Source organism: Pseudomonas oryzicola (assembly GCF_014269185.2).
In the GTDB taxonomy this organism is placed as follows: Bacteria; Pseudomonadota; Gammaproteobacteria; order Pseudomonadales; family Pseudomonadaceae; genus Aquipseudomonas; species Aquipseudomonas oryzicola.
The window spans coordinates 2,317,516-2,331,257 of record NZ_JABWRZ020000001.1 but is presented as its reverse complement, the minus strand read 5'-3'; the positions used below and the strand labels follow the sequence as shown (position 1 = coordinate 2,331,257).

Here is a 13,742-nt window from a genome sequence, read left to right as displayed (position 1 = left end):
TGCTCAAGCGCCCGGAACAGGGCCGGCCCACTGCCCAAGGAACTCGCGCAGTTTGCGCTCGATGTCACTCTCAACCGTCCGCAGCCGCAGAATGGGAATGCCACTTCCAGCCAGGATTTCGTTCTTCATGGCGTCCCGCGCCGCCTGCACGGGGTGGTCGTGATAGCCGCCATCGACCTCGATCACCCCTACCGGTGCCTTGCCGACTTTGAAATAGATCACGAAATCGCAACTGGCGCGCCGCATGAACGCCCGCTGGGTTTCCGTCCAGGCGGGGTTGCTCGGCGATGCGAGCTTGTCCAGGCGGATCTGCGTGTGGTACTTCAACGCCTGGCACGCCGGGGCCGACAGCGCTTCGCGCAGCAACTGCGCGACGATCTGCTCGGACTTGTAGCGTGAATCCTCCGGCCGCAGACGCGCGTTCAGGCGTGCCAGGGACTGGTCGTACTCGCGGTACAACAAGTCGAATGCCGACACCACCGGCGCCCGCACGATCTGCTCGTCCTGCGCGTAATAGCTGATATAGCGGATCAAGGCGGCGAGGTGGCCATGGTTGCCGGTGAACACATCGTCACCGGTCACCAGGGTGAAGCGATGCTTGGCCCGCGACACTGCCACGTTGATCATGCAAGGGTCGTCGACGAAATCCAGGCGTCTGTGCGCCTGGTTGTAGCGCTTCTTGTCCAGCACGGTAGAGAAAACGATCTCGTCGCATTCGCGGCCCTGGAACTTGTGCACGGTGTCGTTGACGAAGTCCGCCGGCAAGTGCGTGTTGGAGAGGCTGACCTGGGCCCGGAACGGGGCGATATAACCGCGCCCTCCTTCATCCACGCCGACAGGCTGCCCCTCATCTTCGAGCACCTTCAGCAACGATTCCAGCTCGCGCAGGTTGGTGTTCTTGCGTGCGTGGTTGCCCTTGGCGGTCAGCACCAGGCGCAGGGGCTCTTCGCCGTTATCCACGGTCATTGGCACCAGTGCATTGTCGTAGAACTGCTGGTTGCAGAACTGAATGATCCTGGGGTGGCATCGGTAATGCTCCTTCAGCAGCGTCCTTGGCAGTGCACCCCGGAACACGGCAATACACGAGTCCAGCAGGCTGTGGCGCTCGCAATCGTAGGCTTCGGCCGGCGCCTGAAGCCCCAGTTTCACTGGGATGTGCGGCAACTGGCGGTTGTCGCCGACGACGATCAGGTTCTTGGCGCAGCCCAGTGGCAGGATGCCCGGCACGATGTCCTGCAAAGACGCTTCGTCGATGATCACGTAGTCAAGGACCGCGCCCGCCGCAATCGAATTGACGATGGAATGCGTGCCGCTGCCCAGAATGGGAAAGCGCTGCACGAAGGCATCGAAGTCGCTGCGGTAGGTTTTGCCATCGAAGCTGCCACGCGGCGCTGCCCGGCCCTGCAGATGCTGCTTCAGATGCTGCATCGATGCTGTTGTCAGCGCTTCCAGCAAGGCCGTGAAATTGGCACGCGCCAAGGACTCACGGCACGCCCGCAGCTCGGCTTGCTTAGCCTGCAGCGACTGGTCGTAGTAATGCATCTGCAGGGCATGGAACGCGGCCATGCGCGCCTCGCCCGCGGCGAACGGCTTGGTGCGAAAGACCCTGAACTTGAACAGCAGCTCGATGCGGTCCTTGAGCTGAACGCGCTGCTCGCCAAGGTGCGCCAGGTAGGCCATGAGGTCGGCCGTCTTGCGCGGGGTCAGCCCGTACTTGTCCAACGCGCCTGTGGCCTGCACACCGTTTTCTGCCTGCCACTGCTGCAGGTAGCGCCGCTCGATGAGCAGCTCGTCCAGTTCGATCTGCAGCTGTGCCGCCCGGTTGTGGTCTTGCAGATGCTGCTTCAGGCGGGCCAGCAAGTTCTGTATCTCTTCCAGGGACGGTGCCGGCCCGGGTGTGCTGGAGGGCCACGCAGGCAGGTTGGCGAAAAAGGCCTCGCGGTTATCCTTGTTGCCAAGCTTGGCTACCAGGTAGTCCAGGCCGCATTTCGCCAACTTTTCGTAGACGTTTGCCACCGCCGCGTTGTTGTTGGACAGCACCGCCACCGTCTGTCCGCGCAACAGGATGTTGGCGAGGATGTTGAGGATAGTCTGGGTCTTGCCAGTGCCCGGTGGGCCTTCGATCACGCTGATCTGCGCGCTGAACGCCCGCTCGACAGCCTGGTACTGGCTTTCGTTCAGCCCGAACGGATAAATGAGCCCCTGGCCTGGCGCCAGCGTGCCGTTACGCCCGGTGCAATAGGCTTGCAAGGCCGTGCTGGCGCTGGCAGGCAGTTTGCCCAATTGCGCCACGACATTGCTGGCTATTTCACGATCGGACTCTGACTGCGCTTGAGCCTGCCGGGCACTCGCAACGGCCTTGAAATAAGCGAACACCGGCGTATCCCTGATCGAGGTAGGCGCGGTAAAGACGATGCCGTCCATCTTGTGGACATAGGGCATGTCGGTACCCGGATAATGCACCACGGCATATCGCTCGCCGTAGATCACGGCCTTTTCGATAGGCTTGACGATCGTGCTGCCGGGCCTGGACAGCAGCACATTGCTCAATTCGCGGGAGGGTGAAACCCTGCAGTTACTGAGCGGGCGGATGTATTTTTTCCCAGACGGAAAATGACAGGTCAGTGCCAGGGCTTCGTACTTGTCGCTCCAGCGAATCGTCCAGTCGCTGATCGTTGCGGTCTTGTCCTCACCGTCCACCTGAATCGAAACCATATTCCCTTGGTCCTGTGCGCATGACATCCGGTTACGTGCACCGGACTCTCTTCCTGTGAGGCCCCATAGTGCCATTACTGTGCGCAGGGTCGATAGCTGGCTGTGCGTTTCGCTGTATGCCGACGATGACTCCCGAACGCCTGTTGCTGCCACCTCTGCGGCGTCATGCCTTCGGTCTTGAAGAAGGTCCGGCAGAAGTGGGACTGATCGTAGAAGCCGCACGTCAGTGCAATGTCCACGAGCAGCATGGTGGACGTTTCCAGCAATGCCTTGCTCTTCATCACCCGCTGCTCGCGCAGCCATTGCTGCGGGGGCATACGGGTACGTTGCTTGAACATGCGCGAGAAGTGGCTGCGGGACAATGCGCAGGCTTCGGCGACTTCGGCTACCGAGATACCGGTGTCGAGCTTTTCCAGCATGAGTTGTTTGGCGGCTTCTACCTGCCAGGCGCCGAGCGGCGCCGTTGGAGCCGGCACAGTGGCCGGCACGGTGGAGTTATTCATGTTCTCACCCATTCACACGGTAACCGGGTGCGCGTGCTGCGGCGCACCCTTGCATCGATCACCAGCCCCGTCACAGGGGGCTACCGGTGACGGTTCAGACAGCGGCCGCGACCGGTGCCAGGGTCGGGCCATGCTGAACGCGCTCAGGCGCCTTGTGCACCATGGTGTAGGCGTAGTCGACGCCCATGCCGTAGGCGCCGGAATGCTCTTTCACCAGCGCCATCACGGCATCGTAGGTGGCCCGGTTCTTCCAGTCGCGCTGCCATTCCAGCAGCACCTGCTGCCAGGTCACCGGCACCACGCCCGCCTGGATCATCCGCTGCATGGCGTAATCGTGGGCGTCCTTGCTGGTGCCACCGGAGGCATCCGCCACCATGTAGATTTCATAACCGGCATCGTGCATTGCCGACAGGGCGAAGGTGGTGTTGCACACCTCAGTCCACAGGCCGGAAACGATCACCTTGTTGCGGCCGTTGTGCTTGAGCGCGTCACGCACCTTCTGGTCATCCCAGGAGTTCATCGAGGTGCGCTCCAGCAGCGGAGCGTCCGGGAACACCGCGAGCAGCTCCGGGTAGGTGTGCCCGGAAAAACTCTCGGTCTCGACCGTGGTGATGGTGGTGGGCACGTCGAAGATCTTCGCTGCCTTGGCCAGGGCCACGGTGTTGTTCTTCAGCGTCTGGCGGTCGATGCTCTGCACGCCGAAGGCCATCTGCGGCTGCTGGTCGATGAAGATCAGCTGGCTGTTGAATGGGGTCAGAACTTCGGTTTTAGGGTTGCGCATGGTTGTTTCCTCTCCGCTGGATGATGGTCAGTCGCACCGTTCGCGGTGCATGCCTCGGCGTCGTCGCCGCTTGAGGTCGAGCACAAGATAGCGAAACAAGGCCGGTATCGGTGGCGCATTTTTGCGCTCATGGAAGCTCATTAATGCGCCACCAGGTGCGGAAGTGCGCTGCTAGCATTGCCTGTCCATGCGGGTCAATCCGGCCCGCTCACCTGCAGGGGAATGCACATGGCAGCTTCACAACCACTCAACAAAGACACCGCTTACTGGGGCGTTCCCTGGGAGGATGCCTATGGCTATCCGCAGGCACGCCGGGTCGGTAACGAGATCCATGTGTCGGGCCAGTTCAACCATGACCAGGACGGCAACCTGGTCGCCCCGGCGCCGCTCGATACCGACGGCAGGCCCAGTGACTTCTCGGCGATGGGCGAGCAGATGCGGGCCTCCTACGCCAACATTGCCAAGCTGCTCGCCCTGTATGGCGCAACCTTGCAGGATGTGGTCGAGGAGACGCTCTACGTGCTGGACATGGACGCGGCCTTCGCCGTCGTCGGCAAGGTACGCAAGGCGGCATACGGCACTGAGCGACCTCAGTGCGCAAGCAACATCATTGGTGTCTCCAGGCTTGCCCAGCGCCCGCAATTGATCGAGATCGCCTGCAAGGCCGTGATTGGCGCCGGCGCATCCGGGCGCTAGCTGGCCCGGGCTGGCCTCAGCTGGCCGGGAGGTGCCCTTCGACCAGGGGCTTCTGCTCGGCGACGGCGGCGGCACAGAAGGTCATGAAGGCTTTGACTCGCCACGACTTGCGAATGTCCTGGTGAGTCAACAGCCACAGTTCATCCTGCAGCTCTGGCACCACCGGGCCGGCACGGACCAACCCCGGAGTGATGTCGCCCAGCATGCAGGGGAGAAAACCGAACCCAAGCCCTGCCGCGATGGCCGCGCTCGCGGCGGCGACGGAATCGGTGCGGTACACGATGCGCTCGGGGGCGACCCGGTTCTCGACGTAACTCGTCGCCCGCAGACCGCCCAGGGCGGCAGCATACGAGACCCATGGCTGCTCCCCTTCGAAAAGGGCTGCCGCACCTGCCTGGCCGGCACAGCAGTACGGCGCCCAGGCGATGTTGGCCAGCTTGCGGCCGACCAGGCTGTCGGCAGGTTTGCGCGTCGCCCGGATGGCGATATCCGATTCGTCCCGGGCCAGGCTCAAGGTCTGGTTGCCGACCAGTACTTCCAGGGTGATGCCCTCGTTCAGCGCCTTGAACTCAGCGATGATCGGGGTGAGGAAATACAGCAGCAGCGAGTCGCTGGTGGTGATCCGAAGCTTGCCGAGGGGGCCCTGGCCGGCACGGGAAACCCGCCGCGTGACGCTGACGATGTCCAGCTCCACGCGCTCGGCCAGCGCCCGCAGTTCGGCACCTTCGGCCGTGAGCAGGTAGCCCGACTTGCGGTGATCGAACAAGGCGATGCCCAGGGTGCGCTCGACCTGGGCAATACGGCGCGAAACGGTGGACACGTTCACCCCGAGCTTCTTGGCCGTAGCGGCACGATTGCCACACTCACTGAGGGTCTTGATGATGCGCAGGTCGTCCCACGACAGCTGGCTGACAGCCTCGCCTGCGTCCCACTTCGCAGGGGTAGCCGAAGCGGGCTGAAGTTTTCCAGTGAGTGATTGCACAGGGTCCGATCCACAGGCGAATGCGCCGATGATACGAGAAGCGCCGGGTTAGACCAAGTTGTCTGCATTACAGCGCTGCCTGGTCGCTCGACAAGCGGATCACCGTCTTGCTCGTACCACGACCTTCCGCGACCTGGCGAAACGCGCAGGCCCTATGCCGAACCCTGTTTAAGCCAAGCCTTCGGGCTCGCGCCAACCTTGCGCCGGAAAGTCCGGGCCAAGGCCGACGGGCTTTCATAGCCGACCTCATCGGCAATCAGCGCGATCGGGCGGCCCTCGCGCAGGCGCTTCTGGGCCAGGCTGATGCGCCAGTTGGCCAGGTAGTCCGCCGGGGTCATGCCCACGGTGTGGCGAAAGTGCGCGGCAAAGCTGGCCCGCGACATGCCTGAACGGTCAGCCATTTGCGCCACCGACCAGTTGTGCTGTGGTTCGCTGTGGATGGCAACCAGTGCCCGCGCGAGCTGGGCGTCGGCCAGCCCGGCCATCATCCCCGAGGTAATGCTGCGGTTGGCGACGAGGTGGCGAAGCAGCTGGATCACCATCAGCTCGAACAGGCGATTGAGCATGACATCGCGGCCACATTCGTCGCCGGAGGCTTCGGCAAACAGCCAGTCGAGGGTACCGGTCAGCATTGGCAGTTCGCGCAGTGGCTTGATGATGAAATCCGGCAAGGCCAAGGTCAGCGGGTTATTGGCACCGCCCTCGAACTGCAAGGTGGCACAGACCAGCTCCGCCTCATCGGCTTCGGTCGCCACCAACCGGTGTGCCTGCGGGCGCACCGCCAGGATCAGGCTCGGTTCGTTCAGTTCCACAACCTGCCCGTGCTTGTCCCTGAAGGCGAGGCGGCCGGCACGCAGCAGGTGGGCGTACCCCACCCGCTGTTGCCCATCAAGGTCGGTGGTGCCGCAGAAGCCGCCCTGGTGAAACGTGGCGGCATGCAGGTTGAAGTGTTTGAGCAACGTCGACAATCGGTCCATGGTGCGCTCGGGTCTAGACGATCTGTTGCATAATTTCGATGATCTGCAGCCGAAAGGAAAGCCCGGCTCCCTAACATTGACTCCAAGCTTGATCGACAAGCCCGTTAATCAACCCTTGGAGAATAACCATGACTCGTATCGCTGCCCTCTCGCTGGACCAGGCACCTGCTGCCTCGCGCACCGCCCTGGAAGGTATCCAGAAAGGCCTCGGCTTCATCCCCAACGCCTTCCGCACCCTGGCCCACTCCCCTGCTGTATTGAACGGTTACCTGGGCCTGGCCCAAGCCCTGGGCAAAACCTCGCTGAGCGCCGCTGAACGTGAAGTGGTCGCCCTCGCCGCTTCGCAGGTGAACGGTTGCGACTACTGCCTGGCCGCGCACGCTTTCTTTGCCGGCAAAGCGGGCCTGAGCGATGAGGCGATCAGCCAGGCCCGCAGCGGCACGCTCAGCGCCGTTGCCGCACTGGCGCGGCAGGTCACCGAAAGCCGCGGTCAGCTGACCGACCAGCAGATTGCAGCAGCCCGTGATTCGGGTATCGACGAGGGCAAGATCGTCGAGGTGGTGGCGCAGGTGACGCTGTTAACCCTGACCAACTACCTGAACAACATCGCCATTACCGATATCGACTTCCCGCCGGCAGCCCGCTAGCCAAACCATCCGGCTATCGCCGCTCAGCGGCGATAGCCGGGGCTAATGCAGCGTTTCAATCAGCGCCATTACGGAAATATATTTTGCGCGCTAAATATTATCGCGCAACATACCAGTCAACCAGCAAGCAGATGCTGATGCCACTATCCCAGCTAACGGAGCATGACCATGAACTTCAGCAAAGCAATCGCCATCGCCAGCTTGACCTTCGGTGCCAGCTTCGGCGCCTTCGCCCAGCCCGCCTCGCCGTACCAGTACGGCACGCATCTGGACATCGCTCAAGTCATCGCCATAGATGCCCCGGCCAACGCCAGCGGGCACACCAGCACCGCCACCCTGACCTACCGCGACAGTGACGGCAAGGTGCAGAAGGTCAGCTACCTGCGCCCGACCACCTCCGCCAACCAGAACTGATCACCCTACCCAGCGCCCCAGGAGCTTGACCATGAAACTCTCCCGCCCTCTCGCCGCCGGCCTGCTTGCGCTCGCCGTCACCAGTGCCTTCGCCGCCGGTAGCCCCGGTGTGGAAAGCACTACCCAGGCTTTCCTCCAGGCCCTTGAAGCCGGTGGCGGCAAACCGCTGGAAACCCTGGCGCCGAAAGACGCGCGTGCCGTGCTTATTGGCGCCCAGGCCAGCGTGAAGGTCGACGTTTCCGGCATCCAGGTCGAGCGCCGCACTATTGCGGTCGACGGCCAGGCCCTGGAGATCCGCGTGGTACGCCCACAGGGGGCGAAAGGCGAGTTGCCGGTGTTCATGTTCTTCCATGGCGGTGGCTGGGTGCTGGGTGACTACCCGACTCACGAACGCCTGATCCACGACCTGGTGCTTGGCTCCGGTGCGGCGGCGGTGTACGTCGACTACACGCCATCGCCGGAAGCGAAGTTCCCCACCGCCATCAACCAGGCCTACGCCGCCACCCGCTGGGTTGCCGAAAACGGCAAGCAGATTGGTGTCGATGGCAGCCGTCTGGCGGTAGTAGGCAACAGCGTTGGTGGCAACATGGCAGCGGTTGTCGCGCTCAAGGCCAAGGAGGCCGGCACGCCGAAGCTGCGCTTCCAGGCCCTGCTGTGGCCGGTAACCGACGCCAACTTCAACAACGGCTCGTACAACCAGTTCGCCGAGGGCCATTTCCTGACGCGCAACATGATGCAGTGGTTCTGGGACAGCTATACCAGCGACCCCAGGCAGCGTGACGACATCCATGCCTCGCCGCTGCGCGCCAGCCTGGAGCAGTTGAAAGGCCTGCCACCCGCGCTGGTCCAGACTGCCGAGATGGACGTGCTGCGCGACGAAGGCGAAGCCTACGCGCGCAAGCTGGGCGCTGCCGGTGTCCCGGTGACCGCCGTACGTTACAACGGCATGATCCACGACTTCGGCCTGCTCAACGTGCTCGGCCAGGTGCCCGCTACCCGCAGTGCGATGGACCAGGCGGCCCAGGCGATCAGACAGCACCTGCAGTGATCATGGTTGCTTACGCTCACTCTTCTTAGAGGCCTAAGAATTCTATGATTGACACAGAAGCCTTAGATGAGCAAAATCCGAGACGTCAACAACGAGGATATGCACCTATGGATAATCGCCACGTACCTAGCCCCGCTGATGCCCACTTCCAGGCCTGGTTTTTGGCTGAAGCGGCGCTGCGTATGAATGCTCGCTTGCTGCAAAAGGATCAGGTCAGCCACGTGCGTAAGCTTGTCGGCGAAGAAATCTGGGAGCGCCTGGACGGCAATGGCAATATGTTCGGCAAGCATGTAGCCCTAAACCTGGAGTATTTTTCGTTGGAGTTCGACAAGCATCAAGGTACTCGCTCGATGTACCGCCGCCGCGAAGATACCCCGGTGTAACCATGACTCTACAAATCCAACTGGAACTGACCGGCGCTCTGGAAAAATGGGCGCGAGAGCAAGCTGACCCCGCGCAGGCAGTCGTACAGGCACTGAGCACCTGTGTTTTAACGGAGTTGACACCATTCGAGGCTGCGGCTGCGATGCTCAAGGACAAGGTTAAAGCCTTGCCGATGGGTTTCGAATTCAACATTCAGCAGGTTATAGGACACGACACCTGGCAGGTCCTGAACCGTGAATCGCGACTAGGTTTGGGCCGATACGTGCGAGCGAACCAAGAGGCATTTGGGCTTGTGTTCGTTAGGAAAAATTCATCCAATCATGCAATCTACAAGCGCAACGAATCAGATGATATTTAGCGCCAGGTAAATTCTCGCGTCGAGTTTTGAACCGCCGCTTGGTCTTGTGGGCACGTTAAATGGCTGCTGACGGCCATTTTCGGCCCTCCACGAAAGGCCGATATGGGTCGATAGCGAACAGACGCAAAGAAAAGGCCAGCGATTTTACGGCTTCGCTATCCATTGCAGGCAAATTGCTGCAGCCTGCCTCCAGGCGCCGCCCGAATGGCTCTCGTGAACAACCCGCCGTAAGAGCTATGGTAAATGGAAGAAATAGAAACGATCACCGCCCCAGCCGGCAGGTTCGCGGTCAGGGTCGCCGCCTGGGAAGCGCGCAACAGCCAATGGGTGTATGTGCCCTCGCTCCTTGATATGCACACCCAGACGGTCATTTTTGCGTTCGCCAACCCGCATTGGTCCATGGACCAGGCCACTTGGCGCAGTGATGCGACGGTTCATTTCGTGCTCCGAAAATTTCCGGGCGATCATTATCCGGCGACACTGGAGCTCTTGGTGAATTGCGCCAATCAGACTGCGGCCGTGGGGGCAGGCGCCGAACACAGTCTTGCCGAGATCGAGCAGGCACTGGAGGCCGCATTCGAAAAAAAACCCAGTACGTCCTGAGCATCGATCGGTCACCCCGACGGCCTTGCTCGCGCGCCCCCCTGTAAGGCGATTGAACACCCGCGGGGAAGCCGGGGGTTGAACACGCGCCTCTCGCCTACAACCGAAACGATTGCCGCATCGCCCGCGCCAGCAAAGTCACGGCGGCATCCCCGCCCGATGCCGGGCTGCGCACGAAGAGGATGTCGTGGTCGGGAATGGCCGGCAGCCCTTCAAGAATCTGCATGCGCTCGGTGACCTTGGCCCGGTCGATCACACTGATGGCCAAGCCGGCCTCCACACAAGCTTTGACGGCCTGGTTGGAATGGCTTTCGAGGATGATGCGCGAGCGGCGTCCCGAGGCCTTGAGTGATTCGACCATGGCCTCACGATAGGGGCATTGCAAGGCATGCGCAGCCAGCGGCAACGGGTCGCGAAGTACCGCTGCCGCGTTCATCGGCCCGACCCAGACCGGCGTGGTCGACAGCAGTCGCTCGGCATCGGGCCCGAGCGTGCCTTCGACCTGGGCGATGACCGCTGCCTGCAATTTGCCGCGCCGGACCAGCTCCCTCAGGGCATGGCTCGGCCCGGTCCTGAGTTCGAGCACCACATTCGGCCAGGCAGCGCTGAACATCGGCAAGATATCGCGAATCACATGAGCCGCGTATTCGTCAGGGACGCCGAGCGTGATACGCCCGGCCAGATCCGGCCCGTGCAGCTCCGCCAGCACCTGATCATGGGTGCGTAACAGCTCGGCAGTCGAATTGAGCAGCCGCCGACCCAGGGCCGTCAACGATATGGACTGGTTGTCGCGATTGAGCAACCTGCCGCCGGCGACGGCCTCCAGGCGTTGAATGTGAACGCTGACAGCCGCCGGGCTTTTATGCAGCTGCTCGGCCGCAGCGCTGAATTTGCCGATGCGCACCACGGCATGGAAGGTACGCAGGAGGTCGATATCGAGCGTGGTCGCCATGATTCAATATCCGTAAAGAACTGCTGCACATATTTTTGATTTATCAGATTACGCCGATTTCGTAGTGTCGGGGTATGAACCAGCACCTGCCGATCCCGCTCCCCACGCCGACCCGTCGCCCCTGGCAGCGGGCCCTGCCGCTGCCCTTGCTTGAAGCCGGGCTGCTGCTGACCTGGAGTTCAGGGGTTATCGGCGCACGCTTTTCCATCGACCATGCCCCCGCCCTGCTGGTGGTGTTCTGGCGCTGCCTCGTGGTGAGCCTGCTGTTGTTGCCGTTCGTCTGGCGGGCCCTGTGTCATACGCCATTTGCCGTGTTGCTGGGCCACGCCGGCATCGGCCTGCTGGCCATGGCGGGCTACCTGACCGGCGTGACGCAGGGCATTGCCCTGGGTGTGCCCGCCGGCCTGGCCGCGTTATGTGCCGACCTGTTGCCGCTGGGCATGGCGCTGCTCGCAGCGCTGGTACTGGGCGAGCGCCTGCCGCTGCAGGTGTGGGTCGGCCTGATCGTCGGGCTGTTGGGGGTGCTGTGGGTGACCCACGATGCGCTGATGCTGGGCACTGCACCGATGTGGGCCTATGGCCTGCCCGTGGCCGGCATGTGCTCGCTGGCGGTCGCCACGTTGTGGCAACAACGCATCGAGGTACAGCCGATGGGCCTGTTGCCCAACCTCTGGCTGCAGTGTTTCGTTTCCAGCTTCGCCTTCGCCGCCATCGAAGGCAGCCAACGCAGCCTAGCACCGGTTGCCAGCGCAGGCTTTGCACTGAGCGTGTCGTGGACCGCAGTCCTGTCGACGCTTGGCGGCTATGGGTTGTACTGGGTCTGCCTGCGCAGGTCCTCGGCCACCCGCGTCGCCAGCGTGCTGTACCTCAGCCCACCGATCACCCTGCTCTGGGCCTGGGCGATGTTCGATGAGCCGTTGTCCTGGCAGATGGCAGCGGGGATGGCGCTATCGGCGGTCGGCATCTGCCTGGTGGTACGCGCCGAGGCCCGGCAAGCCAGCCGCGACGAGCGCAAGCCCAACCACCCTACCCCGCGCTGAGGTGACGGCGCCACTGACAGCGATGAACCTTGCGCGTGCAGTTTCGTAAGGCGCGAGCCTGGGTGTGATCCCCTAGAGTGTGGCCCATCGGCCAGCCACGAGCGGGCGACAGCCCTGTTCCAGCAAATGCTGGCCTGCACGCGTATCGAACCTGAGTTGCCACACAGGATGCCTGTCATGTCTCGAATCGAAAACGAAGCCAGCGAACTCCGGCGCTGGTTGATGTTCGCCATCTTGCTGGTCGGTGCGTTTCTGCCGCCGCTGGATTTCTTCATCATCAACGTCGCGCTGCCCTCGATACAGGCCGACCTGGGCACAGGTGCCTCTGCCGAGCAGCTGGTGATCGCATCCTACGCGACGCTCTATGCCGTGACGCTGATCACTGGCGGGCGTCTTGGCGACCTGTATGGGCGCGGGCGGATGTTCTTCATCGGCCTGCTGGGCTTCGCCGCTGCTTCGCTGCTATGCGGCGTGGCGACTGCGCCATGGGTACTGGTGCTCGGACGCGCCTTGCAGGGCGTGAGCGCCGCCGTGATGGCGCCGCAGGCACTCGCCTCGGTACAGGCGATTTTTCCGGCAGCGGAAAGACCATTGGCCCTGAGCCTGTACGGCGCCGTGTTTGGCCTGGCGTCAGTGATCGGCCAGGCGCTGGGTGGCGTGCTGATCGCGCTCGACCTGTTCGGCATGGGCTGGCGCGCGATATTCCTGGTCAACCTGCCGGTTGCACTGCTGGTGATTGCATTCGGTATCCCCGTGCTCAAGGACACCCGTGCGCTGCAGGCAAGCAAACTGGACCTGGTGGGTACGGCGTTGTCGATGCTGGCCCTCGGCGCCCTGGTCGTGCCGCTGATCGAGGGCCGCGAAGCGGGATGGCCGTGGTGGGCGTGGCTGTCGCTCGCCGCTGCGCCTGTACTGGGGGCGTTGTTCTGGCGCTACGAGGCGCGCCTGCACCGCGCCGGCGGAACCCCTTTGCTGGCACCGGCCGCGCTGCAAGCCCCCGGGCTGGGCCGGGCGTTATCCATAGCGCTGTGCTTCTACGCCATTGGCGTGTTCTTCCTGCTGTTTTCCATCTACCTGCAAGGCGCACTGCATATGACCGCACTGCATGCCGGCCTGGTCTTCCTGCCGTTCGGCGCCGGCTTCCTGATCGGACCGCTCTCGGTTCCCCTGCTCAGGCGCGTGCTTGGCGGTTACGTGAACCCGCTAGGCATGGCGCTGGAGGTCATCGGCTTGCTCTGGCTGGGTTGGCTGATGTCAGTGACTCCCCCTGGCCTTGCCCCGCCTTTCACGTCCCTGGCGGTCATCCTGTTCCTGATCGGGCTGGGACAGGGCTTGGCCCTGCCGACGTTGATGCGCCTGGTCACGGGCCGGGTCGCACCGGCGTATGCCGGGATGATCGCAGGCATCACCAGCGCGACCTTGCAGATCAGCACCTCGCTGAGCGTGGCCGTCATCGGCGGCGTGTTCTACACCGTGCTGGGGGACCAGGTAACGGCAGCTCGTATCAGCCACGCCTTCATGGTCGCCGTGCTATGCGTGGCCGCCTGCCTGGCTGTAGGGGTTGCGCTGAGCCTGACGTTGGCGCGGCAGCCGGCACCGCTGGCAGAGGCAGCGGCGATGCGCCCGAGCTGAGCGCCGGCAA

At 62.9% G+C, this 13,742-nt stretch carries 15 protein-coding genes; 9 read left to right on the top strand and 6 right to left on the bottom strand.

Annotated elements, in window-relative coordinates; translation table 11 throughout:
* Window positions 1-3 precede the first annotated feature (3 nt).
* The 3 genes from HU760_RS10640 to HU760_RS10630 form a co-directional block, all read right to left on the bottom strand.
* Complete coding sequence (locus HU760_RS10640) at window positions 4-2,715, bottom strand: AAA domain-containing protein (RefSeq protein WP_186677287.1); 2,712 nt, start codon at window positions 2,713-2,715, stop codon at window positions 4-6.
* 74 nt (window positions 2,716-2,789) lie between these two features.
* Window positions 2,790-3,218 carry a helix-turn-helix domain-containing protein gene (locus HU760_RS10635; protein WP_186677290.1) on the bottom strand — a complete coding sequence of 143 codons (429 nt, stop codon included), beginning with the start codon at window positions 3,216-3,218 and terminating at the stop codon, window positions 2,790-2,792.
* A 94-nt stretch (window positions 3,219-3,312) separates the two neighbouring features.
* Window positions 3,313-3,999: a hydrolase gene (locus tag HU760_RS10630; RefSeq protein WP_186677304.1), complete on the bottom strand. Its 687-nt coding sequence runs from the start codon at window positions 3,997-3,999 to the stop codon at window positions 3,313-3,315.
* Between the two features lie 228 nt (window positions 4,000-4,227).
* Between HU760_RS10630 and HU760_RS10625 the strand changes: the two genes are divergently transcribed.
* Window positions 4,228-4,695, top strand: a complete 468-nt coding sequence (locus tag HU760_RS10625) for a RidA family protein (protein WP_186677307.1) — start codon at window positions 4,228-4,230, stop codon at window positions 4,693-4,695.
* A 16-nt stretch (window positions 4,696-4,711) separates the two neighbouring features.
* Here HU760_RS10625 and HU760_RS10620 read toward each other — a convergent pair whose 3' ends face one another.
* Both HU760_RS10620 and HU760_RS10615 read right to left on the bottom strand, forming a co-directional pair.
* The gene (locus tag HU760_RS10620) at window positions 4,712-5,677 is read right to left on the bottom strand and encodes a LysR family transcriptional regulator (protein WP_367615768.1); all 966 of its coding nucleotides are present in this window, start codon (window positions 5,675-5,677) and stop codon (window positions 4,712-4,714) included.
* A 152-nt stretch (window positions 5,678-5,829) separates the two neighbouring features.
* Entirely contained in the window at window positions 5,830-6,654 is an 825-nt protein-coding gene (locus HU760_RS10615) for an AraC family transcriptional regulator (RefSeq protein ID WP_186677310.1), read from the bottom strand.
* A gap of 128 nt (window positions 6,655-6,782) precedes the next feature.
* Between HU760_RS10615 and HU760_RS10610 the strand changes: the two genes are divergently transcribed.
* The 6 genes from HU760_RS10610 (at window position 6,783) to HU760_RS10585 (ending at window position 10,108) form a co-directional block, all read left to right on the top strand.
* Window positions 6,783-7,301 carry a carboxymuconolactone decarboxylase family protein gene (locus HU760_RS10610; protein ID WP_186677325.1) on the top strand — a complete coding sequence of 173 codons (519 nt, stop codon included), beginning with the start codon at window positions 6,783-6,785 and terminating at the stop codon, window positions 7,299-7,301.
* Between the two features lie 168 nt (window positions 7,302-7,469).
* Window positions 7,470-7,715 carry a DUF2790 domain-containing protein gene (locus tag HU760_RS10605; RefSeq protein ID WP_186677328.1) on the top strand — a complete coding sequence of 82 codons (246 nt, stop codon included), beginning with the start codon at window positions 7,470-7,472 and terminating at the stop codon, window positions 7,713-7,715.
* Window positions 7,716-7,746: 31 nt separating this feature from the next.
* Window positions 7,747-8,763, top strand: a complete 1,017-nt coding sequence (locus tag HU760_RS10600; protein ID WP_186677331.1) for an alpha/beta hydrolase — start codon at window positions 7,747-7,749, stop codon at window positions 8,761-8,763.
* Between the two features lie 107 nt (window positions 8,764-8,870).
* Window positions 8,871-9,146 (top strand): hypothetical protein, encoded by a 276-nt coding sequence (locus HU760_RS10595; RefSeq protein ID WP_186677334.1) that lies wholly within the window; start codon window positions 8,871-8,873, stop codon window positions 9,144-9,146.
* Between the two features lie 2 nt (window positions 9,147-9,148).
* On the top strand, window positions 9,149-9,505 hold the full coding sequence (locus HU760_RS10590) for a DUF1413 domain-containing protein (RefSeq protein ID WP_186677338.1): 357 nt from the start codon (window positions 9,149-9,151) through the stop codon (window positions 9,503-9,505).
* Between the two features lie 243 nt (window positions 9,506-9,748).
* Entirely contained in the window at window positions 9,749-10,108 is a 360-nt protein-coding gene (locus tag HU760_RS10585; RefSeq protein WP_186677352.1) for a hypothetical protein, read from the top strand.
* Between the two features lie 97 nt (window positions 10,109-10,205).
* On the opposite strand, the gene HU760_RS10580 is transcribed toward HU760_RS10585, so the two are convergent.
* A complete protein-coding gene (locus tag HU760_RS10580) occupies window positions 10,206-11,060 on the bottom strand; it encodes a LysR family transcriptional regulator (protein WP_186677355.1) in 855 nt (284 codons plus the stop codon).
* 74 nt (window positions 11,061-11,134) lie between these two features.
* Here HU760_RS10580 and HU760_RS10575 point away from each other — a divergent pair, with 74 nt between their 5' ends.
* Both HU760_RS10575 and HU760_RS10570 read left to right on the top strand, forming a co-directional pair.
* Window positions 11,135-12,100: a DMT family transporter gene (locus tag HU760_RS10575; RefSeq protein ID WP_186677357.1), complete on the top strand. Its 966-nt coding sequence runs from the start codon at window positions 11,135-11,137 to the stop codon at window positions 12,098-12,100.
* Window positions 12,101-12,277: 177 nt separating this feature from the next.
* The gene (locus HU760_RS10570) at window positions 12,278-13,732 is read left to right on the top strand and encodes an MFS transporter (RefSeq protein ID WP_186677360.1); all 1,455 of its coding nucleotides are present in this window, start codon (window positions 12,278-12,280) and stop codon (window positions 13,730-13,732) included.
* Window positions 13,733-13,742 lie beyond the last annotated feature (10 nt).

Coding starts and splice junctions, on each gene's coding strand:
- HU760_RS10640 (WP_186677287.1), bottom strand. CDS start 2,715: ATGGTTTCGATTCAGGTGGACGGTGAGGACAAGACCGCAACGATCAGC.
- HU760_RS10635 (WP_186677290.1), bottom strand. CDS start 3,218: ATGAATAACTCCACCGTGCCGGCCACTGTGCCGGCTCCAACGGCGCCG.
- HU760_RS10630 (WP_186677304.1), bottom strand. CDS start 3,999: ATGCGCAACCCTAAAACCGAAGTTCTGACCCCATTCAACAGCCAGCTG.
- HU760_RS10625 (WP_186677307.1), top strand. CDS start 4,228: ATGGCAGCTTCACAACCACTCAACAAAGACACCGCTTACTGGGGCGTT.
- HU760_RS10615 (WP_186677310.1), bottom strand. CDS start 6,654: ATGGACCGATTGTCGACGTTGCTCAAACACTTCAACCTGCATGCCGCC.
- HU760_RS10610 (WP_186677325.1), top strand. CDS start 6,783: ATGACTCGTATCGCTGCCCTCTCGCTGGACCAGGCACCTGCTGCCTCG.
- HU760_RS10605 (WP_186677328.1), top strand. CDS start 7,470: ATGAACTTCAGCAAAGCAATCGCCATCGCCAGCTTGACCTTCGGTGCC.
- HU760_RS10600 (WP_186677331.1), top strand. CDS start 7,747: ATGAAACTCTCCCGCCCTCTCGCCGCCGGCCTGCTTGCGCTCGCCGTC.
- HU760_RS10595 (WP_186677334.1), top strand. CDS start 8,871: ATGGATAATCGCCACGTACCTAGCCCCGCTGATGCCCACTTCCAGGCC.
- HU760_RS10590 (WP_186677338.1), top strand. CDS start 9,149: ATGACTCTACAAATCCAACTGGAACTGACCGGCGCTCTGGAAAAATGG.
- HU760_RS10585 (WP_186677352.1), top strand. CDS start 9,749: ATGGAAGAAATAGAAACGATCACCGCCCCAGCCGGCAGGTTCGCGGTC.
- HU760_RS10580 (WP_186677355.1), bottom strand. CDS start 11,060: ATGGCGACCACGCTCGATATCGACCTCCTGCGTACCTTCCATGCCGTG.
- HU760_RS10575 (WP_186677357.1), top strand. CDS start 11,135: ATGAACCAGCACCTGCCGATCCCGCTCCCCACGCCGACCCGTCGCCCC.
- HU760_RS10570 (WP_186677360.1), top strand. CDS start 12,278: ATGTCTCGAATCGAAAACGAAGCCAGCGAACTCCGGCGCTGGTTGATG.